At 73.4% G+C, this 26,585-nt stretch carries 20 protein-coding genes; 11 read left to right on the plus strand and 9 right to left on the minus strand.

Annotation, left to right across the window (positions count from 1 at the left end; translation table 11 throughout):
- The 3 genes from pcaC to J7E86_RS26880 all read left to right on the plus strand — a co-directional run.
- Window positions 1–540 (plus strand): 4-carboxymuconolactone decarboxylase (gene pcaC, locus J7E86_RS26870; RefSeq protein ID WP_215085138.1); only part of this gene is annotated, 540 nt, incomplete at its 5' end.
- Window positions 541–563: 23 nt separating this feature from the next.
- Complete coding sequence (locus J7E86_RS26875) at window positions 564–1,205, plus strand: MBL fold metallo-hydrolase (RefSeq protein ID WP_215085140.1); 642 nt, start codon at window positions 564–566, stop codon at window positions 1,203–1,205.
- 30 nt (window positions 1,206–1,235) lie between these two features.
- A complete protein-coding gene (locus tag J7E86_RS26880; protein WP_215085142.1) occupies window positions 1,236–2,015 on the plus strand; it encodes an exodeoxyribonuclease III in 780 nt (259 codons plus the stop codon).
- 33 nt (window positions 2,016–2,048) lie between these two features.
- Here the strand turns inward: J7E86_RS26880 and J7E86_RS26885 are convergent, their stop codons facing one another.
- Window positions 2,049–3,884, minus strand: coding sequence for an SGNH/GDSL hydrolase family protein (locus J7E86_RS26885; protein WP_215085144.1), 1,836 nt, complete (start codon window positions 3,882–3,884; stop codon window positions 2,049–2,051).
- A gap of 139 nt (window positions 3,885–4,023) precedes the next feature.
- Between J7E86_RS26885 and J7E86_RS26890 the strand changes: the two genes are divergently transcribed.
- A complete protein-coding gene (locus J7E86_RS26890) occupies window positions 4,024–4,464 on the plus strand; it encodes a DUF6278 family protein (RefSeq protein ID WP_215085146.1) in 441 nt (146 codons plus the stop codon).
- Between the two features lie 15 nt (window positions 4,465–4,479).
- Here the strand turns inward: J7E86_RS26890 and J7E86_RS26895 are convergent, their stop codons facing one another.
- Entirely contained in the window at window positions 4,480–5,226 is a 747-nt protein-coding gene (locus J7E86_RS26895) for a GntR family transcriptional regulator (protein ID WP_215085148.1), read from the minus strand.
- 206 nt (window positions 5,227–5,432) lie between these two features.
- On the opposite strand from J7E86_RS26895, the gene J7E86_RS26900 reads away from it, so the two are divergent.
- The 5 genes from J7E86_RS26900 (at window position 5,433) to J7E86_RS26920 (ending at window position 9,789) form a co-directional block, all read left to right on the plus strand.
- On the plus strand, window positions 5,433–6,176 hold the full coding sequence (locus J7E86_RS26900; protein WP_215085150.1) for an amino acid ABC transporter ATP-binding protein: 744 nt from the start codon (window positions 5,433–5,435) through the stop codon (window positions 6,174–6,176).
- 17 nt (window positions 6,177–6,193) lie between these two features.
- On the plus strand, window positions 6,194–7,123 hold the full coding sequence (locus J7E86_RS26905; RefSeq protein WP_215085152.1) for a glutamate ABC transporter substrate-binding protein: 930 nt from the start codon (window positions 6,194–6,196) through the stop codon (window positions 7,121–7,123).
- Between the two features lie 90 nt (window positions 7,124–7,213).
- Window positions 7,214–7,858 carry an amino acid ABC transporter permease gene (locus tag J7E86_RS26910; protein WP_215085154.1) on the plus strand — a complete coding sequence of 215 codons (645 nt, stop codon included), beginning with the start codon at window positions 7,214–7,216 and terminating at the stop codon, window positions 7,856–7,858.
- Entirely contained in the window at window positions 7,855–8,724 is an 870-nt protein-coding gene (locus tag J7E86_RS26915) for an amino acid ABC transporter permease (RefSeq protein ID WP_215085156.1), read from the plus strand. Before J7E86_RS26910 ends, J7E86_RS26915 begins: the two co-directional genes overlap by 4 nt.
- 48 nt (window positions 8,725–8,772) lie before the next feature.
- Window positions 8,773–9,789 carry an aldo/keto reductase family protein gene (locus J7E86_RS26920; RefSeq protein WP_215085158.1) on the plus strand — a complete coding sequence of 339 codons (1,017 nt, stop codon included), beginning with the start codon at window positions 8,773–8,775 and terminating at the stop codon, window positions 9,787–9,789.
- 87 nt (window positions 9,790–9,876) lie between these two features.
- Here the strand turns inward: J7E86_RS26920 and J7E86_RS26925 are convergent, their stop codons facing one another.
- The 3 genes from J7E86_RS26925 to J7E86_RS26935 form a co-directional block, all read right to left on the minus strand.
- Window positions 9,877–11,094, minus strand: coding sequence for a cytochrome P450 (locus tag J7E86_RS26925; RefSeq protein ID WP_215085160.1), 1,218 nt, complete (start codon window positions 11,092–11,094; stop codon window positions 9,877–9,879).
- Entirely contained in the window at window positions 11,091–11,321 is a 231-nt protein-coding gene (locus J7E86_RS26930) for an MbtH family protein (protein WP_215085162.1), read from the minus strand. The genes J7E86_RS26925 and J7E86_RS26930 overlap by 4 nt, the downstream gene beginning before the upstream one ends.
- Before the next feature lie 85 nt (window positions 11,322–11,406).
- Complete coding sequence (locus J7E86_RS26935; RefSeq protein ID WP_215085164.1) at window positions 11,407–18,969, minus strand: non-ribosomal peptide synthetase; 7,563 nt, start codon at window positions 18,967–18,969, stop codon at window positions 11,407–11,409.
- 561 nt (window positions 18,970–19,530) lie between these two features.
- Here J7E86_RS26935 and J7E86_RS26940 point away from each other — a divergent pair.
- Window positions 19,531–20,712, plus strand: coding sequence for a tryptophan dimethylallyltransferase family protein (locus tag J7E86_RS26940; RefSeq protein ID WP_215085166.1), 1,182 nt, complete (start codon window positions 19,531–19,533; stop codon window positions 20,710–20,712).
- 12 nt (window positions 20,713–20,724) lie between these two features.
- Here J7E86_RS26940 and J7E86_RS26945 read toward each other — a convergent pair whose 3' ends face one another.
- The 4 genes from J7E86_RS26945 to J7E86_RS26960 all read right to left on the minus strand — a co-directional run bounded on the left by J7E86_RS26945 (window position 20,725) and on the right by J7E86_RS26960 (window position 25,056).
- On the minus strand, window positions 20,725–22,329 hold the full coding sequence (locus tag J7E86_RS26945; protein ID WP_215085168.1) for a CocE/NonD family hydrolase: 1,605 nt from the start codon (window positions 22,327–22,329) through the stop codon (window positions 20,725–20,727).
- 150 nt (window positions 22,330–22,479) lie between these two features.
- Window positions 22,480–23,670: a globin domain-containing protein gene (locus J7E86_RS26950; protein WP_215085170.1), complete on the minus strand. Its 1,191-nt coding sequence runs from the start codon at window positions 23,668–23,670 to the stop codon at window positions 22,480–22,482.
- 85 nt (window positions 23,671–23,755) lie between these two features.
- On the minus strand, window positions 23,756–24,202 hold the full coding sequence (locus J7E86_RS26955) for an Rrf2 family transcriptional regulator (protein WP_215085172.1): 447 nt from the start codon (window positions 24,200–24,202) through the stop codon (window positions 23,756–23,758).
- A gap of 56 nt (window positions 24,203–24,258) precedes the next feature.
- Window positions 24,259–25,056 carry a methyltransferase domain-containing protein gene (locus J7E86_RS26960; protein ID WP_308312739.1) on the minus strand — a complete coding sequence of 266 codons (798 nt, stop codon included), beginning with the start codon at window positions 25,054–25,056 and terminating at the stop codon, window positions 24,259–24,261.
- A 222-nt stretch (window positions 25,057–25,278) separates the two neighbouring features.
- Here J7E86_RS26960 and J7E86_RS26965 point away from each other — a divergent pair, with 222 nt between their 5' ends.
- Window positions 25,279–26,166, plus strand: a complete 888-nt coding sequence (locus J7E86_RS26965) for an SGNH/GDSL hydrolase family protein (protein ID WP_215085176.1) — start codon at window positions 25,279–25,281, stop codon at window positions 26,164–26,166.
- Window positions 26,167–26,585 lie beyond the last annotated feature (419 nt).

Genomic DNA, 26,585 nt, shown 5'->3' on the forward strand with positions numbered 1-26,585 from the left:
GCCCCGGCCCCGGTCACCGCCCCGGCACCCGCCGCCGCCGACCGGCCGGTCCCGGTCCCGGAGAGCGTCCCCGAGCCGGCCCCTGCCCCGGCTCCTGCCCCGGCCCCGCACGACCGCGGCACGTACGGCGAAGCACCGCGCAACGACGCCCCGCACGACGACGGCACGTACGACCGCGGCATGAGAGTCCGGCGCGAGGTCCTCGGCGACGACCACGTGGACCGCGCGGAAGCCGCCAGGGACGACTTCACCGGTGACTTCGAGGACTTCGTCACCCGCTACGCCTGGGGCGGGACCTGGGCCCGCCCCGGCCTCGACCGCCGCACCCGGTCGATCGTCACCCTGACCGCCCTCACCGCCGGCGGCCACCTCGACGAGCTGGCCCTGCACACCCGCGCCGCGCTGCGCGGCGGACTCACCCCCGAGGACGTCAAGGAAACATTGCTGCACACCGCGGTCTACTGCGGCGTGCCGGCCGTCAACGCCGCCTTCGCCGTGGCGCGCCGGGTCATCGAGGAGGAGGCGCGCGACCGTGCGTAGCGGCGCGTAGCAGTATGGGAATCATGAAGCTGACCAAGAAGAGCCACGCGTGCGTCCGGCTGGAGAAGGACGGCCGCACGCTCGTCATCGACCCCGGCGCCTTCAGCGAGCGGGACGCGGCCGTCGGCGCGGACGCGATCCTCGTCACGCACGAGCACCCCGACCACTTCGACGCCGGCCGGCTGCACGCCGCCCTGGAGGCCGACCCCGCCGCCGAGCTGTGGACCCTGCGCAGCGTCGCGGAGCAGGTGTCCGCGGCCTTTCCCGGCCGGGTGCACACCGTCGGCGAGGGCGACGCCTTCACCGCCGCGGGCTTCGACGTGCAGGTGCACGGTCAGCTGCACGCCGTGATCCACCCGGACATCCCGCGGATCACCAATGTCGGCTACCTCGTGGACGGTTCGGTCTTCCACCCCGGTGACGCGCTGACCCTGCCCGGCCGGCCGGTCGACACGCTGATGGTGCCGGTCATGGCCCCCTGGAACAAGGTCTCCGAGGTCATCGACTACCTCCGCGAGGTCGCGCCCCGGCGCGCCGTCGACATCCACGACGCGCTGCTCACCGACCTCGCCCGGCCCGTCTACGACCGGATGCTGGGCCCGGACGGGCCGGGCGTCGGCACGGAACACTCCCGGCTCGCGCCGGGGGAGAGCATCGAGCTCTGACTGTCACACCCGGCCGTTAGGGTGGTCCTCATGCGCATCGCCACCTGGAACGTGAACTCGATCACCGCCCGTCTGCCGCGGCTGCTGGCCTGGCTGGAGAGCAGCGGCACGGACGTCCTGTGCATACAGGAGACGAAGTGCGCCGAGGACGCCTTCCCCTTCGAGGCACTGCGCGAGCTGGGCTACGAGACCGCGGTCAATGCCACCGGCCGGTGGAACGGCGTGGCCGTGGCCTCCCGCGTCGGCCTGGAGGACGTGGTCAAGGGCCTGCCCGGCGGTCCCGACTACGAGGGCGGCCAGGAGCCCCGAGCGATCTCCGCGACCTGCGGCGGCGTCCGCGTCTGGTCGGTCTACGTGCCCAACGGCCGGGAGGTCGCCCACGACCACTACGCCTACAAGCTCCGCTGGCTGGAGGCGCTGCGCGACGCGGTCGCCGCGGACGCCGAGGCCGAGCGGCCGTTCGCCGTGCTCGGTGACTACAACATCGCGCCCACCGACGACGACGTCTTCGACCCGGCCGTCTTCGAGGGCGCCACGCACGTCACCCCCGCCGAGCGCGCCGCCCTCGCGGCCCTGCGCGACACCGGCCTGTCCGACGTCGTGCCCCGCCCGCTGAAGTACGACCACCCGTACACCTACTGGGACTACCGCCAGCTCTGCTTCCCCAAGAACCGGGGCATGCGCATCGACCTGGTCTACGGCAACGCCCCCTTCGCCGCGGCGAAGAAGGACGCCTATGTGGACCGCGAGGAGCGCAAGGGCAAGGGCGCCTCGGACCACGCCCCGGTCGTCGTCGACCTGGACGTCTGAACCCGGGCGCCCTCGGGGGCGGGGCGATGGCGATCAGATCAGCTTGCGCAGGTCGATCGAGTCGCTGAAGGCCCGCATGCCCGCGTCATTGGGGTGCAGGTGGTCGCCGCCGTCGTAGGCCGGCAGCATCCGGTCCGGTTGCCGCGGGTCGCGGATGGCGGCGTCGAAGTCGAACACCGCGTCGTAGACACCGGCGTTGGCCCGGATGTGCCGGTTGATGGCGGTGCGGTTGGCCTCGGCCTCCGGCGTGCAGTCGTAGAAGCCGCCGCAGGGCGCGATGGTGGCCGCGACGACCCGCAGCCCGCGCTCGTGCGCCCGGGCAGCCATCGACCGCAGCCCCGCGACGACCTGCGCGGCCGAGGTGCCGGAGCGGATGTCGTTGACGCCCTCGAAGAAGACGACCGTACGGACCGAGGTCTGCGCCAGCACATCGCGCTCCAGGCGGTGTTCCGCGCTGACCCCGCTCATGATGGTGCTCGTCCCGTCGCCCGGATAGCGGTCGGTCACCACGCGGTTCCCGGAGATCCCGTGGTTGAGCACGCCGAAGCGCGGCACGCCCTGCTGCCCGCGCAGCCGCCGTGCCAGCAGGTCCGGCCAGCGCCCGTTGGAGCCCGGCGTCGACCGCTCGCCGTCGGTGATCGAGTCGCCGAGGGCCACCACCGACCCCGGGCCGTCGGCGACGTCCACGCCCGTCAGCAGCGGCCACTGGTCGAGCGTCCCGGTGTACGCGCCCCCGCCGCTCTCGCCCGTCCGGTCACCGCTGCCGTCGGCCGTCAGATACGACACCTGGGCGGTGTAGCTGTGCACCGGCACCGCCCGTACGGTGCCCGGCAGATGGATGCTCACCAGCAGGTTCGTGCCCGTGGGCACCCGGAACCCCAGCGGGTCGCTGAATTGCTGCGCCCCCGCCGGGATGTCCGCGCCGGCCCGGCCGCCGAAGGTCAGCGCCCGGGGCCGGCCGGCCGTCGCCGCGCCCTTGCCCTGGAGGGCGACGGTCGCGTGGCCGATCCGCACCGGCCGCGGCGCGAAGGTGTTCTCCAGCCGGATCCTGGTCGACGGCCCGCCCGCGCTGCTGTGCACCACCAGCCGCAGCGTCCGGTCGGTCCACGGCCCCACCGCCGCGTAGCCCGAGGGTGACGCCGCCCAGCTGCCCGTCCACCCGTACGCGGGACTCCGCAGGGCCATCGAGAACACGTGCAGGTCAGTGGCCGGACCGGGGTCCGCCGGCAGCGTCACGGACGCGATCTCCCGGCCGCGCGCGACGGGTACGGTCACCGCGTAGAGGCGGGTGGTCTCGGCCTTGGCGCCGCCGGGGGTGTTGAGGTGGGGCAGGCCGAGCGCCTTGGTCGTGAGCGGGCCGCGCCGCCAGTCGGGCGCGGTCAGCCGGTAGGTGCCGCGCGATCCGTCGCGGTAGTGGATAGTGCCCGTGCCGGCCGCGTCCGGGCCGGGCGCTCCCTTGGCGCTGCCCGCGACGAGGAAGGAGAGCGCCTCTCCGCTGCCGGTCAGCCGCACCGTCTGCCCGGCGGCGCGGACGTTGTCCGGCTTGCCCGCCGCCGGGTGCGGCCAGGTCAGCCGGGAGCGGTCGATGGCCAGGGCGCGCCCCGGAGTCCAGCCCGCGGCCGCGAGGTCCTGGGCGGAGAGGGAGTTGCCCGCACCGTCGAAGTCCGCGCCGCGGGGCCGGCCGTCGTCGCTGACCGCCCGGTTGTCGAAGAGCCGCTCCAGAGGGAGCGGCTCCCGCGCCGGCGCGGCGAGCGCCGGGGTGTTCGTGGCGACGACGGCGCAGGCGGCGGCTCCCGCGAGGGCGCCCGCCGCCGTCCACCGTCTGTGTCGTCTCCCGCCGGGTGTCGCCTTTCGGAGCACGTGTCTCATGGCTCTCAGCCTTCCCCGCTCAATATGTGGCGGGATGAAGCTAGGGAGACCTTTGGGGAACGTCAAGGAGGCCATCTGGCCACGTCGAGCGCCGCGCGCCTGTGGTGGGGCCATCCGTGGGAGTGCGATCCTGGCCGGTATGAACATTCCCTTCTTGGACAGTTGGCGCAAGCGGCACGCCCCCGCGCACGGCGTGGCGCTCGCGGACGGGGTGGACAGGGATCCGGAGGGGCTGGCCGAGCTGCTGGCGGAGTGCGAACTGCTGCGCGCCCACGCGCAGTCGGCGGGGGTCGCGCTCGACGACTCGCCGTCCTCCCTGGAGGCACTGGACCAGTTGCAGCCGCGCTGGCGCGAGGATCCCGAACTGCTGACCTGGCTCGGCAACGACGCGGGCCTGTACCTGGGCACGGTGGTGGTCCGTACCGTCGAGGGCGCCGGCTGGTGGCTCTGGCCCAACGGCCAGCCGGTGGTGCGGCTGGCCAACGGCCGCGAGATCGACGTGGTGGAGGCGGGCCAGGCGTGGGCGGCCGACGGCGCCCCGGAGCTGTCGCAGCTGTACGGGGAGCTCGCGGAGAACTGACGCCGGCCGGTGGGCTCAGCTGGTGAACGGGATGTCGTACTCCAGTCGCCAGCGGTCCGCGCGGACGACGATGTCGGAGGTCTCCACCGCCCGGCCGTCGCCGTCGAAGTGGGTCCGCTCGATGACGGTGACGCACTGCCCGGCCGCGCAGCCGAGCGCCTCGGCCTCCGGGGTCGTCGCCGGCCGCGAGCCCACCAGCTCCTGCGCCCGTACGACCCGGATGCCGATGGCCGCCAGCCGCCCGCGCACCCCGCGCCGGGCGTAGGGCCCCCGCTCGGGCAGGACCACGTCGGTGCCCTCGGTGATGGCGAGCGGCTCCCAGCTGGTGGCGAGCTGGACGGGGTGGCGGTTGGCCAGGTACTCGTAGTGCGTGCAGAGCACCCGCTCGCCCGCGTCGACCCGCAGCCGGCCGGCGATCCGCTCCGGGGCGCCGATCTCGCTGGAGGACGCCTCCCAGGTCAGCGAGGTGTCCCGGGCGGTCATCCGGGCGGCGAAGGGGGAGTCGACCGCGCCGGTGGAGCGCAGCAGACTGCCCAGCGGCATCCGGTCGGTGACGAACACCCCCCGCCCGAACTGCCCTTCGGCGTACCCGGCCGCCTTCAGTACGCGCACCGCGCGGTCCACGGTCTGGTCACTGGCCGCGTAGGCGCGTTTGAGCTCCGACCGGGAGGGGATCCGGTCCCCCACGGCCAGCCCGCCTTCGTCGATGCGGCGGCGCAGATCGTCCGCGATGCGCTGGTAGACGGGCCTGCTGTCGCCCACCCCCGCTCCTTCCCCCGAGTTCGCCCGGTTCGACCCCCACAGGCTAGGTACCCAGGCCCGGTCTGTGTACCTAGGGCAAATGGAGGGGAATGGACAACGAATGCCCCTTTACGCGCGTGTCACCAATGAAGTCCCGTATTGGGCCGATAGGTTGCGCCGACAGCTTGCGTCGACCGCGAGAGAGCTGAAAGTGGGTAGGGCTGGGTATGGCCGTCGATCCATTGATCGAACTGCGTGATGTCAATAAGCACTACGGAAAGCTGCACGTCCTGCGGGACATCAACCTCACCGTCGGCCGTGGTGAGGTCGTGGTGGTCATCGGCCCGTCGGGCTCCGGGAAGTCGACGCTGTGCCGGGCCATCAACCGCCTCGAACCCGTGGAGTCCGGCACCATCACCCTCGCGGGCCGCCCGCTCCCCGAGGAGGGCCGGGAACTGGCCCGGCTGCGCGCCGAGGTCGGGATGGTCTTCCAGTCCTTCAACCTCTTCGCGCACAAGACCGTGCTGGCCAACGTCTCCCTGGCCCAGCTGAAGGTCCGCAGACGCGGCAAGGAGGAGGCCGACAAGCGCTCCCGCGAACTGCTCGAACGGGTGGGACTCCTCGCCCACGCCGACAAGTACCCCGCCCAGCTCTCCGGCGGTCAGCAGCAGCGCGTCGCCATCGCCCGCGCGCTCGCCATGGACCCCAAGGCGCTCCTCTTCGACGAGCCCACCTCCGCACTGGACCCGGAGATGATCAACGAGGTGCTGGAGGTCATGCAGCAGCTCGCCCGGGACGGCATGACGATGGTCGTCGTCACCCACGAGATGGGCTTCGCCCGCTCCGCCGCCAACCGCGTCGTCTTCATGGCCGACGGCCGCATCGTCGAGGACCGCACCCCCGAGGAGTTCTTCACCGCGCCCGAGAGCGACCGGGCCAAGGACTTCCTCTCCAAGATCCTCAAGCACTGAGCGGCGGTGACTGCCACATGAGCCCCAAGGACTCCGCACGGCCGCGCCGCCGCGCCGCCGCCCTCGCCGCCCTGGCCCTCGCCCTGCTCGCCGCGGCCTGCGGCAAGGAGGGCAGCCCGCCCGTCAAGGGACCCCAGCCCGACCAGCTCCCCGTCTACCGGGTGGCCACCGGCCTCCAGCTGACCGCCTCACCCACCTGGCGTGCCGCCAAGCGCCGCGGCCACCTCGTCGTCGGCGCCAAGGAGGACCAGCCCTACCTGGGCGAGAAGGACCCCGCGAGCGGGGTCTACTCCGGCTTCGACATCGAGATCGCCCGCATGATGTCCGCCTCCCTCGGCTTCCCCCCGAAGAGCATCGCCTTCCGCACCATCGCCTCGGCCAACCGCGAGACCGCCCTGCAGAACGGGCAGATCGACTACTACGTCGGCACATACACCATCAACGACCTGCGCAAGAAGCAGGTCGGCTTCGCCGGCCCGTACTACATCGCCGGCCAGTCGCTGCTCGTGCGCAAGGACGAGAAGGGCATCGACGGCCCGCAGGACCTCGCCGGCAAGAAGGTCTGCTCGGCGGCCGGCTCCACCCCGCTCCAGCGCATCCAGCGCGAGTACCCCAGGGCCACGGCCGTCGCCTACGACACGTACTCCATCTGCGTCGACAACCTCCTCAGCCTCCAGGTGGACGCCGTCACCACCGACGACACCATCCTCATGGGCTTCGCCGCCAAGGCCCCCGACGAGCTGAGGATCGCCGGGAAGCCCTTCTCCAAGGAGCCCTACGGCATCGGCGTGCCCCGCGGCGACACCGCCCTGCGCCTCGCCCTCGACGACGCCCTGGAGACGCACGAGAAGAACGGCGACTGGAAGAAGGCGTACGACGCCACCCTCGGCCTGTCCGGGGTGCCCGCTCCCACGCCGCCCGCCGTCGACCGCTACCCGACCGGCTGAGGCCCCGCGATGCCGCCCTTCCGCGGGAGACGACCCCCGCACCCCCGGCCGCCACGGCTTGTCCGGCACGACCCCCGGTAGGTCCCCTCGATGAACGTACTGACCGACAACTTCTCCCTGTACGGCAAAGGGCTGCTCGGCACCGTCGAACTCACCGTCTACGCCTCCCTGCTCGCCCTCGTCGTCGGCTTCCTCATGGCCTCCTTCCGCGTCGCCCCCGTCGGCTCGCTGCGCGCCCTCGGCACCGTGTGGGTGACGGTCCTGCGCAACACCCCGCTGACCCTGCTCTTCTTCGCGGTCCTGCTCGGCCTGCCGCGCTTCGGAGTCGTCCTGCCCTTCCAGCTCTTCGCCGTCCTCGCCCTGGGCTGCTACACCTCCGCCTTCATCTGCGAGGCGGTGCGCTCGGGCATCAACACCGTGCCGACCGGCCAGGGCGAGGCGGCCCGCAGCCTCGGCATGACCTTCCGGCAGACGCTCGGCGCGATCGTCCTGCCGCAGGCGTTCCGGTCCGTCATCCCGCCGGTCGGCTCCACGCTGATCGCGCTCGCCAAGAACTCCGCGATCGCCGGGTCGTTCAGCGTCACCGAGCTGCTCGGCACGTACAAGACCCTCAACGAGCTGGGCTACAGCATCATCTGGTCCTTCGTCTGGATCGCGGTCGGCTATCTGATCGTGACCCTGTCCATCAGCGCGGTCTTCAACGTGCTGGAGAAGCGCTGGGGAGTGCCCCGATGACCGACACCGCGCTGTACGACATCCCCGGCCCGCTCGCCCGGCGCCGGCACCTCCTCTACGGCCTGATCGCCACCGCGGTGATCCTCGGCATCATCGCCTGGGCCCTCTACCTGCTCTTCGACACCCACCAGTTCACGGCCGAGAAGTGGCGGCCCTTCGCGTACAAGGGCATCCAGGAACTGCTGCTGCGGGGCCTGGGCAACACCCTGAAGGCGTTCGCGTACGCCGCCGTGCTCTCCCTGGCCCTCGGCGCCGTGCTCGCCACGGGACGGCTGTCCGACCACCGGCCGGTGCGCTGGCTCGCCACGCTCCTGGTGGAGTTCTTCCGCGCGATGCCGGTACTGGTCATGATCTTCTTCGTGTTCGTGGCCCTCAAGGTCCAGCCCCTGCCGGCCCTGGTCACCGGGCTGACGCTGTACAACGGCTCGGTGCTCGCCGAGGTCTTCCGCACCGGCGTGAACTCCGTGGACCGCGGCCAGCGGGAGGCGGCCTACTCGCTGGGCATGATCAAGACACAGGTGATGACCTACGTCCTGGTGCCGCAGGCCCTGCGCGCCATGCTGCCGACGATCATCAGCCAGCTCGTGGTGGCCCTGAAGGACACCTCGCTGGGCTTCCTCATCACCTACGAGGAGTTCCTGCACGCGGGCAAGCTCATCGCCAGCAACCTCGACTACGGGCTGCCGTTCATCCCCGTCGTCATGATCATTTCTCCGATCTACATCGGGATGTGCATGCTCCTGTCGTGGCTGGCCAACTGGGTCGCCAAGCGGCAACGGCGCAATCCCAAGACGGAGGCGGTGGACATCGCGGCCGCCGAGCCCGGAACGCTGCTGCCGGGCGCCGGGCATCAGCCCCTCCAGTGAATTCCGCATTCGGCCGACATGATCCAACCGCGTTGCTAGCGTGGTGGTATGAATTTCCGTCATCTTGGCCGCAGCGGATTGATAGTCAGCCGGATCGCGTACGGAAACTGGCTGACCCGGAGTTCTTCGAGGAGTGAGGAGACGGAACTCGCCTGTGTGCGGGCCGCGCTCGACGCCGGAATCACCACCTTCGACACCGCGGACGTCTACGCGGACACCTGCGCGGAGGAATCCCTGGGCCGGGCGCTGAAGGGCGAGCGCCGCGAGGGACTGGAGATCCTCACCAAGGTCTTCGCGCCCACCGGACCCGGCCGCAACGACCTCGGCCTCTCGCGCAAGCACATCCGCGAGTCGATCGACCAGTCCCTGCGCCGGCTGGGCACCGACCACGTGGACGTCTATCAGGCCCACCGCTTCGACCCCTCCACCCCGTTGGAGGAGACCATGGAGGCCCTGGCCGACGTGGTCCACGCGGGCAAGGCCCACTACATCGGCGTCTCGGAGTGGACCGCCGGCCAGATCCGGGCCGGGCACGCCCTCGCCCGCGAGCTGAAGATCTCCCTGGTCTCCAACCAGCCGCAGTACTCGGCCCTGTGGCGGGTGCCCGAGGCCGAGGTGATGCCCGTCTGCGAGGAGCTCGGCATCGGGCAGATCGTCTGGTCCCCGCTGGCCCAGGGCGTCCTGACCGGTAAATACCAGCCGGGCGGCCAGTGGCCAGAGGGCTCCCGGGCGACGGACTCCAACGACGGCTCGGAGCTGCTGGCCGGCTGGCTGACGGACGAGGTCCTGGGCCGGGTGGCGCGGCTGCGGCCCGTCGCCGCCGACCTCGGCCTCACCCTCGCGCAGCTCTCACTCGCCTGGGTACTCCAGCACCCGGGCGTCTGCGCCGCCGTGCTCGGCGCCTCCCGCCCCGAGCAGATCACCGACAACGCCAAGGCGGCCGGCGTCCGGCTGGACGAGGACGCGCTGGCCGCGATCGACACGGCGCTCGGCCCGGTGGTCGCCCGCGACCCGGCCGCCACGGAGGAGAGCAGTCCGGCCGATCCCGCCTGGCGGCTCGCCTGACGCCGAGGTCGCCGGGAACGGGCCTTTCCGCGGACGCCGTACGCGTCCGTGGAAAGGCCTGTTCTTTCGCGCTCTCCTTTTCAGGGGCTACGGACGCGACCAGGTGACCGGAAGGTGCAGCAGACTGCGCACCTGCATTCCGTCCTTCCATTCCAGTGATTCCACCGGAACCGCGCACCGCAGCCCGGGCAGCCGGCTGAACAGCGTCTCCAGTGCCACCCGCATTTCCAGCCGCGCGAGCGGTGCCCCGAGGCAGCGGTGGATGCCGTAACCGAATCCGAGATGCGGATTGTGCTCCCGGGTGAGGTCGAACAGATCCGGGTCCTCGAAGACCGACGCGTCGCGGTTGGCCGAGGGGATCGCGGGCAGGACGGATTCGCCCGCGCGGACCAGCGTCCCGCTCAGCTCGACGTCCTCCGTGGCGTACCGCGCGAAGGTGACGTGGGAGATGAGCGGCACATAGCGCATCAGCTCCTCGATCGCCCGCGTCATCAGCTCCGGCTCGCGCTGGAGCCGTGCCAGCTGGTCGGGGTGGGTGAACAGCACGTGGAGGGAGTCGATGAGCTGCGAGGAGACCGTCTCGTGCCCGGCGATCAGCAGCACGCTCGCGAGCTCGACCAGCTCCTTCTCCGAGAGCCTGTCCTCCTCGTCGCTGGCCTTGACCATGGCGCTGATCAGGTCGTCCTGCGGCTCCGCCCGCCGGCTGACCATCAGCTTGCCGATGTAGTCGTACAGCCGGTCGGTGTCCTCCTCGATCTCCTCCTCGCTCATCACGGTCGTCGCGGAGAACGCGTCGAGCCAGCCGCGGAACTGCTCGCGGTCCTCGAAGGGGACGCCGAGCAGATCGCAGACGACGGTGCCCGCGAAGGGCACGGCGAAGCCCTCCATGAGGTCGCCGGGCGCGCCCTCGGCGACGAGGGCGTCGACGAGGCGGTGGGCCTCGGCCTCGATGCGCGGGCGCAGCAGCTCGACCCGGCGCATGGTGAAGACCTTGGACAGCAGCCTGCGCAGCCGCGTGTGGTCGGGGGAGTCCATGCCCAGGATGCTGGTGTGGATGGGCAGCGGGGTCAGCCGCGACTCGTCGTGCTCGGCGGCCAGGGCCCGGCTGAACCGGGGGTCCCCGAGGATCGTCTTCATGTCCGCGTGCTTGGTGACCAGCCAGGCGTCTTCGCCGAAAGGGCAGCCGACCCGTACGACCGGCTCCTCCTCGCGCAGCTTCGCGTACAGCGGGTCGACGTCCAGCGCCACTGCCTCGTTGAACGGGTAACTGGGCGGCGACGGACGGCCGTTGGCGTGAGTGGTCATGCGGATCGTGCCTCCGAGAGCCGGTTGTGGTGTTCGACGAGACTCTTGGGCCGCATGTCGGTCCAGTTCTCCTCGATGTACGCGAGGCACTCCTCGCGGGTGGCGGGTCCGCGCACCGCGGCCCAGCCGGCGGGAACCGCGGTGAAGGACGGCCATAAGGAGTGCTGTCCCTCGTCGTTGACCAGCACCAGGAAGGTGCCCTCGGTGTCGTCCCAGGGGTTGCTCACGTCGTGTGTCCTCCGTGGATGGGTTGGACCTGGTGGGTTGTGGCCGTGCCGGGGCCCCGCGCCCCGGCACGGCGGAAGGTGGTGCTCAGCGCGTGGCGGGGGGCGGGAAGAAGCCGGAGGCGACGAAGTGGTCGGCGTACGCGCGGATCAGCTCGCCGTCCAGCGGCGGGAACACTCTCCCCGAATCCGCCAGCCCGGCGAGCGTGTTGGTCCGGTCGAGGTGGATCCGCCCCAGCCGGGCGAGCGCGGGCAGGGTGTCGGTCAGGAGCACGGCCGCGTCGAGCGTGCCGGCGTCCGTCTCCGCCCGTTCCCGCAGGGTGCGGGTCCACTCGTCGAGGTCCATGGTCTCCAGGCGGTAGCCGTACGCCCGCAGATGGCCCAGGACGGTGTCGAAGGGCAGCGGTGAGGGGCAGATGAGGTGGTGGGCGAGGCCCTCGCCGCCCGGGCGCCGGGAGAGGTGGACGACGGCGGCCGCGACGTAGTCCACGGGCACCAGGTCGACCACCGGTGCGAGCTCCTCGCCCGGGGCCGGGCGCGGTGCCGCGCCGAGCACGAGCATGGCCCGTACGAGCTGCCAGAACACGTCCCGGCTGGAGCCGGCGCCGCTGACGGTGTGTCCGCTCACCCGCCCGCAGCGGTGCACGGTGACCGGCAGTCCGCGGTCGCGCGCCGCCCAGACGAGCTGCTCGGCCACCCACTTGCTGCTCGTGTAGCCGCCCGGCAGCACCGAGCCGGCGGGGACCCGGTGCGCCTCGGGCACGGTGACCGGATGCCCGTCGCCCTCCCGGGTGTCCACCGACACGGCGGCCGTGGAGATGTAGTGCACCGGCACCGCACCGCCGCGGGCCGCCAGCCGCAGCACCTCCTGGGTGCCCGCCACGTTCGCCGCCCTCAGCCGGGCGTACGGATCGACGGCGCTGACCCGGGCACCGTTGTGGTAGACCGCGTCGAGGAGGCCCGCCAGTTCCTCGAACCGCCCGGGCGTCAGGCCCAGCAGGGGCTTCTCCAGGTCGCCGGGGACGGCGACGATCCGGCCGCGGGTGAACTCGTTCCACAGCCCGTACTCCGCCATGCTCCGGCGGATCCGCCGGTCCGCCTGCCCGGGGTCGGCGGCCCGTACGAGGCAGTGGATGTCCGCGCTCGTGCGGTCCAGGAGCTCGCGCAGCAGGAACGCGCCGAGGAAACCGGTCGCGCCGGTCAGCAGGATGTGCTCGCGGCCGCCGGCGGAGGGCGAGGGCCGCTCCCGGCGCGGCCCGGGCGTGATGGCCGGGTCCAGCACGGCGTCCGCCGCCAGCTCGGCCGGCGTCGGCTGCCCGTACACCCCGGCCTCCCCGCGCTCCGCGTCCGCCGGCGCGGCGACGCCGTCGACGGCCTCCAGCAGGGCGGCCACCGACTGGCGCTCGAAGAGCGTGCGCACCGGCAGCTCCGCCCCGAGCCGGCGACGCACCCCGCTGATCACCCGGGTCACCAGCAGGGAGTGCCCGCCCAGGGCGAAGAAGCTGTCGTCGATGGTGACCCGGGGAAGGCCCAGCACCTCGGCGAACAGCTCGCACAGGATGCGCTCGCGCGGATTGCGCGGCGCCCGGCCCGCGGAGAGGGCCGCGAAGTCCGGCTCCGGCAGCGCGGCCCGGTCGACCTTGCCGGTCGCCGCGACCGGCAGGGCGTCCAGCACCAGCACCGCGGCCGGCACCATGTGGCCGGGCAGCAGACCGGCCGCGTGGGCGCGCAGCTCCGGCCCGTCCGGGGCCGGTACGCCGGCGGCCGGCACGGCGTACGCGGCGAGGTAGGTGGCGCCGCGCGGGTCCGTACGGGGCACCACGACGGCCTGTGCGACACCCGGGTGGGTGCCCAGCGCGGCCTCGACCTCGCCCGGCTCGACCCGGAAGCCGCGTATCTTCACCTGCCCGTCGGCGCGGCCGACGAACTCCAGCTGCCCCTCGTGGTTCCAGCGGACCAGGTCACCGGTGCGGTACATCCGGGTGCCCGGCGCGCCGAACGGGTCGGCCACGAACCGCTCCGCGGTCAGCCCCGGCCGGTCCAGATAGCCGCGGGCCAGTCCGGCGCCGGAGACGTGCAGCTCGCCGGTGACTCCGGGCGGCACCAGGCACAGGTCGCGGTCGAGGACGTAGGCGCGGGCGTTGACGGTGGGCCGGCCGATCGGGGGAGTGGCGCCGCCGGACAGCGGGGAGCTGAGCGTCGCGCACACCGTCGTCTCGGTCGGGCCGTAGCCGTTGAGGAAGCGCCGCCCGGCGGACCACCGGCGCACCGTCTCCCCGGACGCCGCCTCACCCGAGACGATCATCGAGGTGAGCGACGGCAACCGCTCCGGCTCCAGCACCGTGAGCGCGGCCGGCGGCAGCGTCGCGTGGCTGACGCGGTGCCGTTCGATCAGCGCGGCCAGCTCCGGTCCCGGCGCGGTGACCTCGGTCGGCGCCATCACCAGCGTCGCGCCGGTCAGCAGCCCGCCGCACAGCTCCCACACCGCGCCGTCGAAACTGTGCGAGGCGAACTGCAGGATCCGGCTCGACGCCGTCACCCCGAACCGCCGCAGCTGCGCCTCGACGACACCGGCGACACCGGAGTGGGTGACCACCACGCCCTTGGGGCGGCCGGTGGAACCCGAGGTGTAGATGACGTAGGCCGGGTGGTCGTACGTCAGCGGCCGCGTCCGCTCGGCGTCGGTGATGTCGGACTCCCAGCACAGGCCCACCGCCCGCCGGGTCTCGTCCCGGTCCAGGACGACGCGGCGCGGTCCCGCCGCCGCGGGCAGCGGCAGCCTGGTGGCGGAGTCCGTCAGCAGCAGGGCCGGGCGCGCGTCGTCGACCATGAAGCGCAGGCGCGCCGCCGGGTAGCCGGCGTCCAGCGGAAGGTACGCGCCGCCGGCCTTGAGCACCGCGAGGGTCGCCACGACCGACTCGACGGTGCGCGGCAGGGCGATCGCCACGAACCGCTCGGGGCCGACGCCGCAGGCCATCAGATAGCGGGCGAGCCGGTTGGCCCGTGCGTTCAGCTCCCGGTAGGTCAGCCGCCGTACGGGCCCGGCGCCGTCGTCGTGGAGCAGCGCGGTCGCGTCGGGCGTCCGCCGCACCTGCGCCTCGAACAGCGCCGGCAGCGGCCGGCGCTCCGCGTACTGGCCGCTGTCGCTGCGGGCCAGCAGCAGTTCGCGCTCGTCGGGGAGCACGGTGTCGAGGCCGCCGAGCCGGCGCCCGGGGTCGGCGGTGACCGCGTCGAGCAGCCGCAGGAAGCGGTGGACGAGCCGCTCGACGGTGCCGGTGTCGAACAGGTCCGTGCTGAACTCGACGACACCGTCCATGCCGTGCGGCCGCCGGCCGTCGCCGGGGCGCTCCTGGAGGCTCAGCGAGAGGTCGAACCGGCACGCACCGGTGCTCACGGCCCGGTCCGCCACGGTCAGCCCGGGCAGTTCCGGCGCGCCCTGCGGGGCGTTCTGGAGCGCGAGCATCACCTGGAACAGCGGGTGGTGGGCGAGGCCGCGCGCCGGGGCGAGGGCGTCGACCAGCCGCTCGAAGGGCACGTCCTGGTGGGCGTACGCGGCCAGGTCGGTCTCCCGCACCCGGGCCAGCAGGTCACGGAAGGCGGGGTTGCCGGAGGTGTCCGTGCGCAGCACCAGCGTGTTGACGAAGAAGCCGACGAGGCCGTCGAGCGCGTGGTCGGTGCGGCCCGCGACCGGGGTGCCGATGGCGATGTCGGTGCCGGCGCCCAGCTTCGTCAGGAGGGCGGCCAGCGCGGCGTGCACCACCATGAACGGGCTGGCGCCCGACCGGGCGGCCAGTTCGGTGATCCGGCCGTGCAGATCGGCGTCGACGGTGAAGCGCAGGGTGTCGCCGCGCTGCGAGGCGACCTGCGGCCGGGGCCGGTCGACGGGCAGGTCGGCGCACTCGGGCAGGCCGGCCAGCGCGCCCGTCCAGTAGGCCGTCTGGCGCGCGGCCAGGCTGTCCGGGTCGTCCTCGTCGCCCAGCAGCCGGCGCTGCCACAGGGTGTAGTCGGCGTACTGGACCGGCAGCGGTCCGGCCGCCGGCGGGCCGCCGGCACGGCGGGCGGCGTAGGCGGTGGCGAGGTCCCGCCACAGCGGTGCCAGCGACCAGCCGTCGCAGGCGATGTGGTGGACGACCAGCGCCAGGACGTGCCGCCCGGGCGCGGTCGTGAACAGCCGGGCCCGGACCGGCATCTCCCGGGCGAGGTCGAAGGGGTGGCGGACCGCTGCGGCCACCGCCGCGTCCAGCTCCCCGGGCGCGACCTCGGTGACCTCCAGCGGGGTGCGGGCCGCGGCGCCGTCCAGGACGAGCTGGCGGGGCACTCCGGCGGTCTCCGGGAAGACCGTCCGCAGGCTCTCGTGGCGCGCGAGCACATCCGCCAGCGCCGCGTCCAGGGCGGGCCGGTCCACCTCGCCGCTCAGGTCGAGCACCAGGGGCACGTTGTAGGCGGCGCCCGGCCCCTGGAGGCGGTCGAGGAACCACAGGCGGTGCTGGGCGAAGGACAGCGGCATCGGGTCGGGGCGCTCCGCGGCCACCAGTGGCGGCCGGTCGCCGGCCGACGCCCGGCGCACGGTCTCGGCCAGGCCGGCGACGGTGGGCGTCTCGAAGACGCTCCGTACGGGCAGTTCCAGGCCCAGGACCGAGCGCAGCCGGGTGCTCAGGCGGGTGGCGGACAGGGAGTGGCCGCCGAGCGCGAAGAAGCCGTCGTCGATGGTGACCCGGGAGACGCCGAGGATGTCGGCGAACAGCCCGCACAGCAGCTCTTCCATCGGGTCGCGCGGGGACCTGCCGTCCTCGGCGGAGCCGGTGTCCGGGGCCGGCAGCCGGCGCCGGTCGACCTTGCCGTTGCGGGTCAGCGGCAGGGTGTCGAGGACGACCGTCGCGGCGGGCAGCAGGTATGCGGGCAGCCGCTCCCGCAGGAAGGCGCGGACCGAGGAGAGCAGCGCACCGGTGTCGCGGGCCGTCGCGGGGGCGTTGACGAGCGAGGTGAGCGGCGTTCCGGCCGGCCGGGGCGCGCCGCCTCCCGGGGCGCCCGGGCGGCGGGCGGTGATCACGACGTCGAGGGCGTCCGCGACGGTCGCGGACCAGGTGGCGGAGGCCCGCAGGCCCCGGCTGTCGGCCAGGGTGTGGAACTCCTCCAGGCCGAGGAATTCGGTGTCGTCCCGGCCGTCCAGGACCCGTATCCGCCCCTCGCCGCCCTTGCCTTCGAGCGCCCGCAGGGCTTCGGCGACGGGCGCCAGCCGGCCGTCGGGCACGCCGGTCACCCGGATGTCGGCGGGCTCGCCCGCGTCGAGGAGCCCGGCGAGCGACTCGGGGTCGGTGATGTCCCGGCCCCACCGCAGTTCCCGTACGGGCAGGGCGGCGCCGGCCGCGTCCTCCTCGTCCGGGGCCGCCTTGCGCAGGACGGCGTCGTAGCGGTAGCGCGTCAGTTCGTTGACGTACCGGCCGCGCTTGACGCGGACCTCGCCGCCGCCCAGGCCGGGGACGGCGGCGGCCAGTTCGGTGAAGAACGCCGGGTCGACCAGCAGCTCCTTCTCGCGGACCATGCCCCCTTCGACGGCCGCGCGCACGGCGCGCGGGTCGGTGGGCAGGTCCGGACGGCGTAACTGGACGTCGGTGTGGAAGCCGCGCAGCAGCCGCAGGTTGCGCACGTCGCCGACGAAGACCGCGCCGCCGGGCACCAGCAGGCCGACGGCCTTGGCCAGCACGTCGGTGAGGTAGTGGGCGTCGGGGAAGTACTGGGTCACCGAGTTGATGACGACGGTGTCGAAGTAGCCCGTGGGCAGGCCGTCCACGTCGTCGGCGGCGCCGGCGCGCAGCTCGACCCGCCCGGCGAGGACCGCGTCCCGGCGTACGAGCGTGCCGAGCGCCTCGATGACCTGGCCGGAGAGGTCCGTACCCCAGTAGGCGTCGCAGTGCGGGGCCAGCTTGGACATCAGCAGGCCGGTGCCGACGCCGATCTCCAGGACGCGGTGCGGGCGCAGTTCGCGGATCCGCTCCACGGTGGCGTCCCGCCACTCGCGCATCTGCTCGGGCGGGATGGGCCGGCCGTCGTAGCTGCTGTTCCAGCCGGAGAAGTCCTCGCCGAAGCGGGTCCGGGCGACGCCGCTGTAGAGCGAGTCGTAGATCTCCCGCCACTCGCCGACGGAGTCCGCCCGCTCAGGGTCCTGCCCGGCGCCGGCCTCCTCGCCGGCCCGCCCCTCGCTCTCCTCGGCGGGGACGACGTAGCCGACGAGCCGCTTGTGGCCGGGCCGGTCCTCGCGGACCACGACGGCGGCCTGGGCGACGCCGGGGTGGCCGGCGAGGACGGCCTCCACCTCGCCGGGCTCGACCCGGAAGCCGCGTATCTTCACCTGGTCGTCGCTGCGCCCCACGAACTCCAGGAGTCCGCCGGGCCCTTGCCGCACCAGGTCGCCGGTGCGGAACAGGCGGGCGCCGGGCTCGCCCAGCGGGTCGGCGACGAAGCGCTCGGCCGTCAGGGCCGGGCGGTTCCAGTAGCCGCGGGCCAGGCCCGAGCCGCCGACGTAGAGCTCACCGACCTCGCCCGGGGCCACCGGGCGCAGCTCGCCGTCGAGCACCTCGGTGCGCATCCCGGCCATGGCGGCGCCGATGGGCACCACCGTGCCGAGCACGCCCGCGTCGGCCACCCGGTGGCAGGTGGCGAAGGTGGTCGTCTCCGTCGGGCCGTAGCCGTTGACGACGGCCGTGTCCGGGCAGGCGCGCAGGACCCGCCGGACGGCCGCGGGCGAGACCGCGTCCCCGCCGGTCCACACCTCGCGCACGCCGAGGAAGCAGCGGGGGTCCTCCTCCGCCAGCACCGAGAACAGCCCGGCCGTCACCCACAGTCCGGTGATGCCCGCGTCCGTGACGGCGGCCGCTATGCCGCGCGCGTCCAGGTCGCCGGGGGGTGCGACGACGACCGCGCCGCCGCACAGCAGGGGCACCCACAGCTCGTAGGTGGAGGCGTCGAAGGCGTGCGGCGAGTGCAGCAGTACGCGCCCGTGGGCGCCGCCGCGCCACGCCTGGTCGCGGGCGAGGCCGACCACGTTCTCGTGGGTCACCGCGACGCCCTTGGGCGTGCCGGTGGAACCGGAGGTGAACATCACGTACGCCAGCTGCCGGGGCTCGGCCGGGAACAGGGAGGCGCTCGCGTCCTCGGGCGCGTCCGGAGCGTCGGCCCCGGCGGCTCCGTCCAGGGTCACCGCCACCGTCCGCAGCCCGCCGCCGATCCCCGTGCCCGGTTCCGGGCCGGCCGTCAGCAGCACCGGGGCACCGGTCTGCTCCAGGATCCACTCCAGCCGGGAGGCGGGCTGGCGGGGGTCCAACGGCACATAGCAGCCACCGGACTTCACGATCGCCAGCAGGGCCACCACGAGCTCGGCCGAGCGGTCCATCAGCACCGCCACGGTGGTGCCCGGGCGGACGCCCTCCGCGGTCAGCCGCCGTGCCAGGTGGTGGGCGCGGGCGTCGAGTTCGCGGTAGGTCAGGGTCGTCCCGCCGCTGATCAGCGCGGTGCTGTCGGGCGTGAGCGCCGCCTGCCGTGCGAACGCTTCCGGGAGGGTCGCGGGCAGCGTGGCGCCCTCGGGCGGAACGGAGACGAAGGGGGGAGCGCCGGCGGTGGAGGGGGGTCGGGCGGAGTGGTGCTGTGCGGACACGCGTCAACAACTCCTCTGCGCGGGCTTCCCGGAGCACGGCGGCGCCGACGCTCCGGTTGGCCGCATGTGGACAGGGCACACACCCATTCGCCTGGTGCATGCACCAGCGAACGATGCGTAGCGATCATGTCGCAGAACGTCGTGATGCGGACCACCGCAGTGGAGGATTCCGGCCGTATCTCCCTACCGTCCGACCGGTTGCCGCGTACCGCGGGTAATGCCCAGGTGCGAACCGTACGCGACGGGCCCTGCGGGGTGACGCTTTCCTGTTCAACGACCATGCCGCGGCGCCTGGTTGAGCGGTCATCCGCGGGCGCGGGGGTGAACATAATTGGCTGGAACATAGGCCCGATAACGGGCTCCCGGGCAATTGTCGGGCAACGCGCTGACAGGGCCTGCCCACCGATGGCAGGATCGCGCTCGTTTTTGTCTTCGGTACGCACTTCTGTACACGCCTCTTGAGTACGGCTCGCGGCACGCCTCGTGAGCCCGGTCCGCGCACGCCAGCACGCACGTCAGCACGCACGCCGTCACACATGTCGTCACGCACAGGGAGACACGATGGATGCCGTAGACCTCGACGCCGGTGCCCCGGGCGCCTTCACGCCGGACTCCGGCGTCATCGCCGAGATGGTCGGCCGCCCGCTGCGCTTCGAATCCACGCGCTACCTGCCGGCCGACACCTACGCCGAGGTCGCCGGCGACCGTGTGTGGCGGGCGTTCCGGAGCCTCGGACTCACCGGCGAGAGCCGCGAGTCGATCCTCGCCCTGCTCCACGAACTCACCGAGCCCTGGGGCCGCCTCCCGGTCGGCACGCCTCCCGGGCGTGCCTGCTGGGTCTCCATCGACGGGATGCCCTGCGAGCTGTCCCTCGCCTGGGCGGACGGCCGGGCGGGGGTCCGGATGTCCCTGGAGTCGCCGCGCGGCGACGCACGGCAGCGCATGGCGGACGGCATGGCCCTCACCCGGCGCCTCGCCGGCCGGCCCGAGGTGTCCATCGACCCCTGCCTGCGGGTCGAGGACCTCTTCACGGCCGACGATCCGCAGGGCTACTTCTCCGTGGCCCACGCCGTGGCCTGGCGGCCGGGAGGCCACCCCGCGTACAAGGTCTTCCTCAACCCCGCGGTCGCCGGCCGCGAGCAGGCCGCCGCCCGGACGGGTGAGGCGATGGCCCGCCTCGGCCTGGAGCGCCCCTGGCGCGCGCTGACCGAGCACCTCGGCGGGTGGCACGGGCCCGAGCACGAACCCGCCGCCGTGGCCATGGACCTCGTGGCCGGCGACGCGTTCCGGGTGCAGGTGTACGTGGCGCACTCCGGTGCTTCGGCGGAGGACATCGACGCCAAGTCGGCCGTGGCCGGCGACCATGTGCCGGGCTCGTTCGCGCGGGCGCTGCGGGAGATCAACGGCCCGGACGGCGGCGCGGAGTGGAAACGGAAGCCTCCCGTGACCACGTTCTCCTTCCGCCCCGGCCAGGACGTACCGGGCGCGACCGTATACGTCCCGATGATCCCGGTCCACGACCACGACGCGGCCGCCCGCGACCGCGTCGCGGCCTTCCTGCGCCGTGAGGGGATGGACCCCGTGCCGTACACCGCCGCCCTCGACGCCCTCGCCGACCGGCCGCTGGCCCGGTCGCGGACCCAGAACTTCGTCTCCTACCGGGGCGGCGACTCCCCGCGGTTCTCCGTCTACCTCGCCACGGGCACCTACCACCCGGCGGACGGGGCGGGCGCGGCCGGCTGACCGCGCCGGCCGTCAGTCGCGCACGGGCACCGACAGCGACGAGGGGTCCTCCTCCGGCGAGGAGAACGTCAGCCGCGCGCCGTCCGGGTTGTGCGCGATGTACAGCGGGTCCACGGTGTCGACCACCAGCGCGAGCCGGTGCCCGGCCGGGACGTCGTAGGCGGTGGAGAGCAGCGGCAGGTCGACACCGAAGGGCCGGCCCGGCTCCTTGCCGTGGAAGGTGTACGGGGCGTGGCTGACCAGCTTGCCGAGGCCGAGCGGGCCCACGTCGTAGAGGTAGGCGACCGCCGTGCCGCTCTCCTTGTCGCTCGTCAGCGTGGTGTGCAGCTTCACACTGCCGCGGACGCGCTGGGCGGCGGCGTACGGGCCGGACTGCCACACGGCGGCGTGGGCGCGCGGCAGCAGCGGCACCGGGACCATCGGCGGCAGCCTCAGGAACTGGTCCAGGGCGTTGCTGAGCAGGACGGTGCCGCCGTTCGCGCCCGAGTCGACGCCCGCGCGGATGCTCCGGGTGCCGTCCAGGGGCAGGGTGCGCCGCGTCCGGTCCACGGCCGCCCAGCTGGGGTAGGACTCGTAGCCGCCGTCCGTGCGCGACGTCAGCTGCACGGGCTGCTCGCGGTCGATGCCGTTGTCGGCGCCCCGGAGGTGGTGGTCGAACCAGCGCCGGGCGTTGGCCCAGACGGCGTTGGGCAGGCCGAGCAGCCCGGTGGCCTCGGCGGTGGCGTGGTCGCCGGGCCGCAGCTCCAGGCGCTTGGGGCCGGTGAGCCGCTCGTAGAACTTCGCGTACTGGTCCGGCGGGAAGAGGGTGTCGCCCCAGGCGTTGCCCAGCATGATCGCCGCGCCGTTGGCGTTGATGTCGTCCAGATAGGTGGCGGGGGAGCGCTTGGCGCCCCAGTCCAGCATCTCCTGCTCCTTGGCGAGGTTCGAGCCCAGGAAGTCCTTGAGGATCGCCTGGAGTTCGTCGCCCGGCCGCCCGGTCAGCTTGCCCAGGCCGCCGAGCAGTTCGGCGGCCTGGCGGTGCTGGGTGCGGCCGCCGTAGATGGACTCGGTCAGGTCGGCCCAGCCGCTCATCGCGACCACGGCCTTGATCCGCTTGTCGAACCCGGAGGCCAGCAGGCTGATGCCCGCCCCGTACGAGACGCCGGCCATGCCGATCCTCGCCGGGTCGGCCGGGGTGTTGGCGAGCACCCAGTCGATGACCTTCGAGGCGTCGGCGATGTCCGCCGGCCCGGCCGTCTCGATCTTCCCGCCGGAGAGCCAGAAGCCCCGCGAGGTGTAGGTGACCACCACATAGCCGGCGTCGGCGAGCTGCCTGGCCTGCGCGACGTATTCGAGCTGCGGCATGGCCCAGCTGGTGGGCAGCACGATCACCGGGTGGCGGCCGGTGCCGCCGGCGCCCCCGGGCGTGAACACATTGCCCTTGAGGGTGATGCCGCCGGAGCCGGGGATGTCGGTGAACCTGACGCTCGCGCCCGCCCGGGCGGCCACCGCCCCGCGCTCGGGCGCCGCCTGGGCGGCGGGCGCGGCGCCCAGGGCGGTGGCCGCGAGCAGCGCCGCCGAGACGGCGCCGACGGCCGGTGCGCGCAGAGCCTTGCGGGACTTCCGGGGGAGTCTCACGGTCACTCCTGACGTTGGTGCCGCCCGGGTGAGAGGGGGGTGCGGCACGCCCGATGCAAAGTGACCCGACAGTAACCTCGGTGACTTACCGGGGGTAATGGTCGCGCAAGTTACGCGAGGGTAACGATTGGGGTCAGGGGTGACCCATCGTCAGGAGCCGGCGCCCAGCCAGAGGTCCGGGCCGAACACCTCGTAGTGGATGTCGGCCGGCGCCACGCCCGCCGCGAGCAGCTGGGCGCGGACCGCGCGCATGAACGGCAGCGGCCCGCACAGGTAGGCGGTGGTGCCGGCGGGGATCTCGATGCCGGTGAGGTCGGCGTGGCCGGTGCGGTCGGCGGGGTGGCCGGGCTCCGGGTGCTCGTACCAGACGTGGGACGTCGCGTCCGGCAGCTTGGCGACCAGCTGGGCGAGGTCCGTGCGGAAGGCGTGTGCGGACTCGTCGCGGTCGGCGTGGACGGCGATGACCCGGCGCCGCGCGCCGGTGGCCGCGAGGTGCGAGAGCATCCCGATCATCGGGGTGCAGCCGATGCCGGCGGAGGCGAGGAGCACGGGGGAGTCGCCGTCCTCCAGGGTCACGTCCCCGAACGGCGCGCCCACCAGCAGGGTGTCGCCGATCCCGACGTGGTCGTGGAGGTGGTGGGAGACCTCGCCGGCCGGGTCGCCGGCCTGCCGCTTGACGGAGAACTGCAGGGCGTCGTCCGGACGGCCCGAGAGGCTGTACTGGCGGATCTGCCGGGCGCCGTCGGGCAGCTCCACCTGTACGGAGACGTACTGGCCGGGGCGGGCGGCCGGCAGCGGGCGCCCGTCGAGCGGCTGGACGAGGAACGTGGCCACGTCCGCGGTCTCCCGTAGCCGGCCGACGACGCGGCAGGGGCGGAGGGTGTCACCGGGCGCGGTGCCGGCGCGCTCGTACAGCCGGGCCTCCAGGGCGATGAGGGCGTTGGCCATCAGCCAGTAGACCTCGTCCCAGGCCGCGGCGACCTCGGCGGTGACCGCGTCGCCCAGGACCTCGGCGATGGCGGCGAAGAGGTGCCGCTGGACGATCGGGTACAGCTCGGGCGCGATGCCGAGGGAGGCGTGCTTGTGGGCGATGCGCGCGAGCATCGCGTCGGGGCGGACGTCCGGGTGCTCGATCAGCGCGGTGGCGAAGGCGGCGATGGAGCCGGCCAGCGCCTGCTGCTGGCTGCCGTTGGCCTGGTTGCCCCGGTTGAACAGGTCCCGCAGCAGCTCGGGGTGCTCGGCGAAGAGCTTGTCGTAGAAGAGCGGGGTGATCTCGCCGATGGCGCCGCCGACCGCGGGGAGGGTGGCACGGACGGTTTCGGTCGACTGGGGGGACAGCATCGGCGGCTCCTGACGTTCCGGCTTTAAGTTGCATCCAGGATTCATATTTAAGCGCACGCGGCGCAAGCCACCGGAAAGGGGTCTGTCATGTCGGGGGGCCGATGCCCAGCGTCAGCAGAAGAGGACCGGTCGGCCGGGCGACCAGATCCTCGATCGTGATCGGATCGAGAGCGGCGTAGAACGCCTCCTGGGCCGCGCGCAGCGCGCCTCGCAGCCGGCACGCCCCGCGCAGCGGGCACGGCGAGTCGCCCTCGCAGCCGACCACGTCGCCCGTGCCCTCCAGCTCGCGCACCAGCTGCCCCACCGAGCCCGTCCGCCCGGCGGCGGTGAGCGCGAGCCCGCCGCCCCGGCCGCGGCGGGCCTCCACCACGCCCAGGTGCTGCAGCCGGCTGACCACCTTGGCGGCGTGCGTGTACGGCACGCCGACGGCGCCGGCCACCTCGCGGGTGGTCGGCGCGTCCTTCTCGTCACCCGTCACCGCCAGCCGCATGGCCAGACGCAGGGCGATGTCGGTGCTCTTGGTCAGTCGCACGCTTTTACGGTACCCAAACTTGCGTCGGGCACCGGACGGCCCGGGGCCGCCCCGGATCAGCCGGCATGCCGGCGGGCGATCAGCTGGAACGCCCGCGCCGTGTGCATGTAGGGCGGGCGGTCGGTGACGGCCAGCTCCAGGCGTTCCATCGCGGCGTGGAATCCAGGATCATCCTCGCGCCGGTCCTCGGCGAGGTGGTCGCAGAAGCTGCGCACGCCGTAGTGCCGGATGCCGGTGCACCCCAGGCCCGCCATGACCGCGATGACCTCCTCGGCGGTGTGCAGGGTCAGGGCCGTGCCGAAGACCTCCGCCCAGCCCCGCCGGGAGTCCAGCGCGGCGAGCGCGGCACCGGGGTCGCCGTCGCGGACCGCGGCGGCGAGCGGTGCGTAGTGGCGGTTGGCCGCCAGGACCGAGACGAGCCCTCCCGGACGGACCGCCGCGGCGACCGCCGTCAGGGCGGGGGTCACATCGTCCACGTACTGCAGGAAGTTGTGGCAGAGCACCACGTCGTACCCGGCGTCGAGCAGGGAGGCGGGCAGGTCCGTCATGTCCGCCTCGACGGTGGTGACCCGCTCGGCGACCCCGGCGGCCGCGGCCCGGTCCCGGGCGGCGGCCAGCATGGCCGGCGCGTAGTCGACGACGGTGACGTGATGGCCGCGCGCCGCGAGCGGCAGCACGTGACTGCCGTCACCGCCGGCCAGATCCAGCACCCGCAGCGGCGTCGGTCCCCACGGGGCGAGATGACGGTCGAGATTGGCGGCCACGACGGTGTTGCCCAGTCGCCCCCATGGGCTGTCCCGCCACTCCAGCCAGGCGCTCACGGCTGAACTGAACGTGCTGGTGGGTTCGGTCACCCGCCGACCGTAGCCCAGGCCGCGCGGCATCGGGCCGCCGCGGCGGAGAACGAGCGTGCGGCGGGCCCGGATCCGGCCACGGACCGGCGGCCCGGGGCCGGGGGCGTACGGCGGCCCGCGACCGGATTCTCCACAGCGCCGCAGGTCAGCGGATTGACACAGGGTCACGGCGCCGCGAGTCTGTGGCTCGAACTGATCGACAGGAAACCATCGGAGGCAGTAGTGGCACAGGTGTTCAGACGCGGCGGGCAGTACGGAAAGGCTCTGGCGGCGCTCGGCGCGGCCGCGGCCCTCGCGGCCGCCGCCGCCCCCGCGACGGCCGCCGAGACCTCGGACGCCGACACCGCCGGCCGGCGCTACGTCGCCCTCGGCGACTCCTACACCTCGGCCCCCGGCGTCCCCGACCAGAGCGGCGGCGACTGCGCCCGCTCCAGCGTCAACTACCCCGCGCTCACGGCCAAGGCGCTGCGCATAGGCTCCTTCAAGGACGTCAGCTGCAGCGGCGCGAAGACCGACGACATGTGGCGCGCGCAGGGCGACAACCCGCCACAGCTCAACTCCCTGGGCACCGCCACCCGCACCGTCACCGTCGGCATCGGCGGCAACGACATCGGCTTCGGCGACATCATCGGCACCTGCGCGCAGCTGTCGCCCTCGGCCCCGGCCGGCGCCCCCTGCCGCGACAAGTACACCGCCGGTGGCACCGACGAGCTCACCGCCCGTATCGCCGCCACCGCACCCAAGATCGCCAAGGTGCTCACGGACGTGCACAGCCGTGCCCCGCACGCGCGCGTGGTCCTCGTCGGCTACCCCGCGATCATGCCGGACAACGGCGTCGGCTGCTTCCCGGCCGTGCCGATCGCGGCGGGCGACGTGGCCTACCTCCGCGACACCGAGAAGCGCCTCAACACGATGCTCGAGGACGAGGCCCGCAAGGCGCACGTCCGCTACGCCGACACCTACGCCCCCACGGTCGGCCACGACGTGTGCACGCCCGCCGCGGACCGGTGGATCGAGGGTGTGCAGCCGGAGAGCCCGGCCGCGCCCTTCCACCCCAACGCCAAGGGTGAATCGGCCATGGCGGGTGCGGTGCTCCGCGCCCTCCGGTAGGCCGTGCCGGCGGATCATGTGAGCGGGCAGTGCGGGCTGTGTCGTGCGCACCACCGCTGCGCGGTGGTGTCCTCAAACGCCGGACGGGCTGACAGCGGCTGAGCTCAGCGAAATCAAGCCCGTCCGGCGATTGAGGACGCGCCCGCAGGGCGCCCGCCGCCGCAGGCGGCAAAGACGGCCCGCTCCGCCGCAGGCGGCCAGGCGGCAAGGACGGCCCGCAGCCGAAGATCCGCCGGACACCACCCAGAGCCGAACCGCCGGTTCACGGGCGGTGACGTGCGCGGCACCCTGTCCTCCGCCCCGGCCGCCGAGTAGGCTCCGGGGCCCGCTCGCCCGCATGGAGGTAGGGATGGCCCGCGCGAGAACGACCGCACACCGACATCTGCCCGTACTCGCCGCGGCGGCCGCGCTGGTCGCCG

The sequence above is a fragment of the Streptomyces sp. ISL-11 genome (assembly GCF_018614525.1).
Lineage (GTDB): Bacteria > Actinomycetota > Actinomycetes > Streptomycetales > Streptomycetaceae > Streptomyces.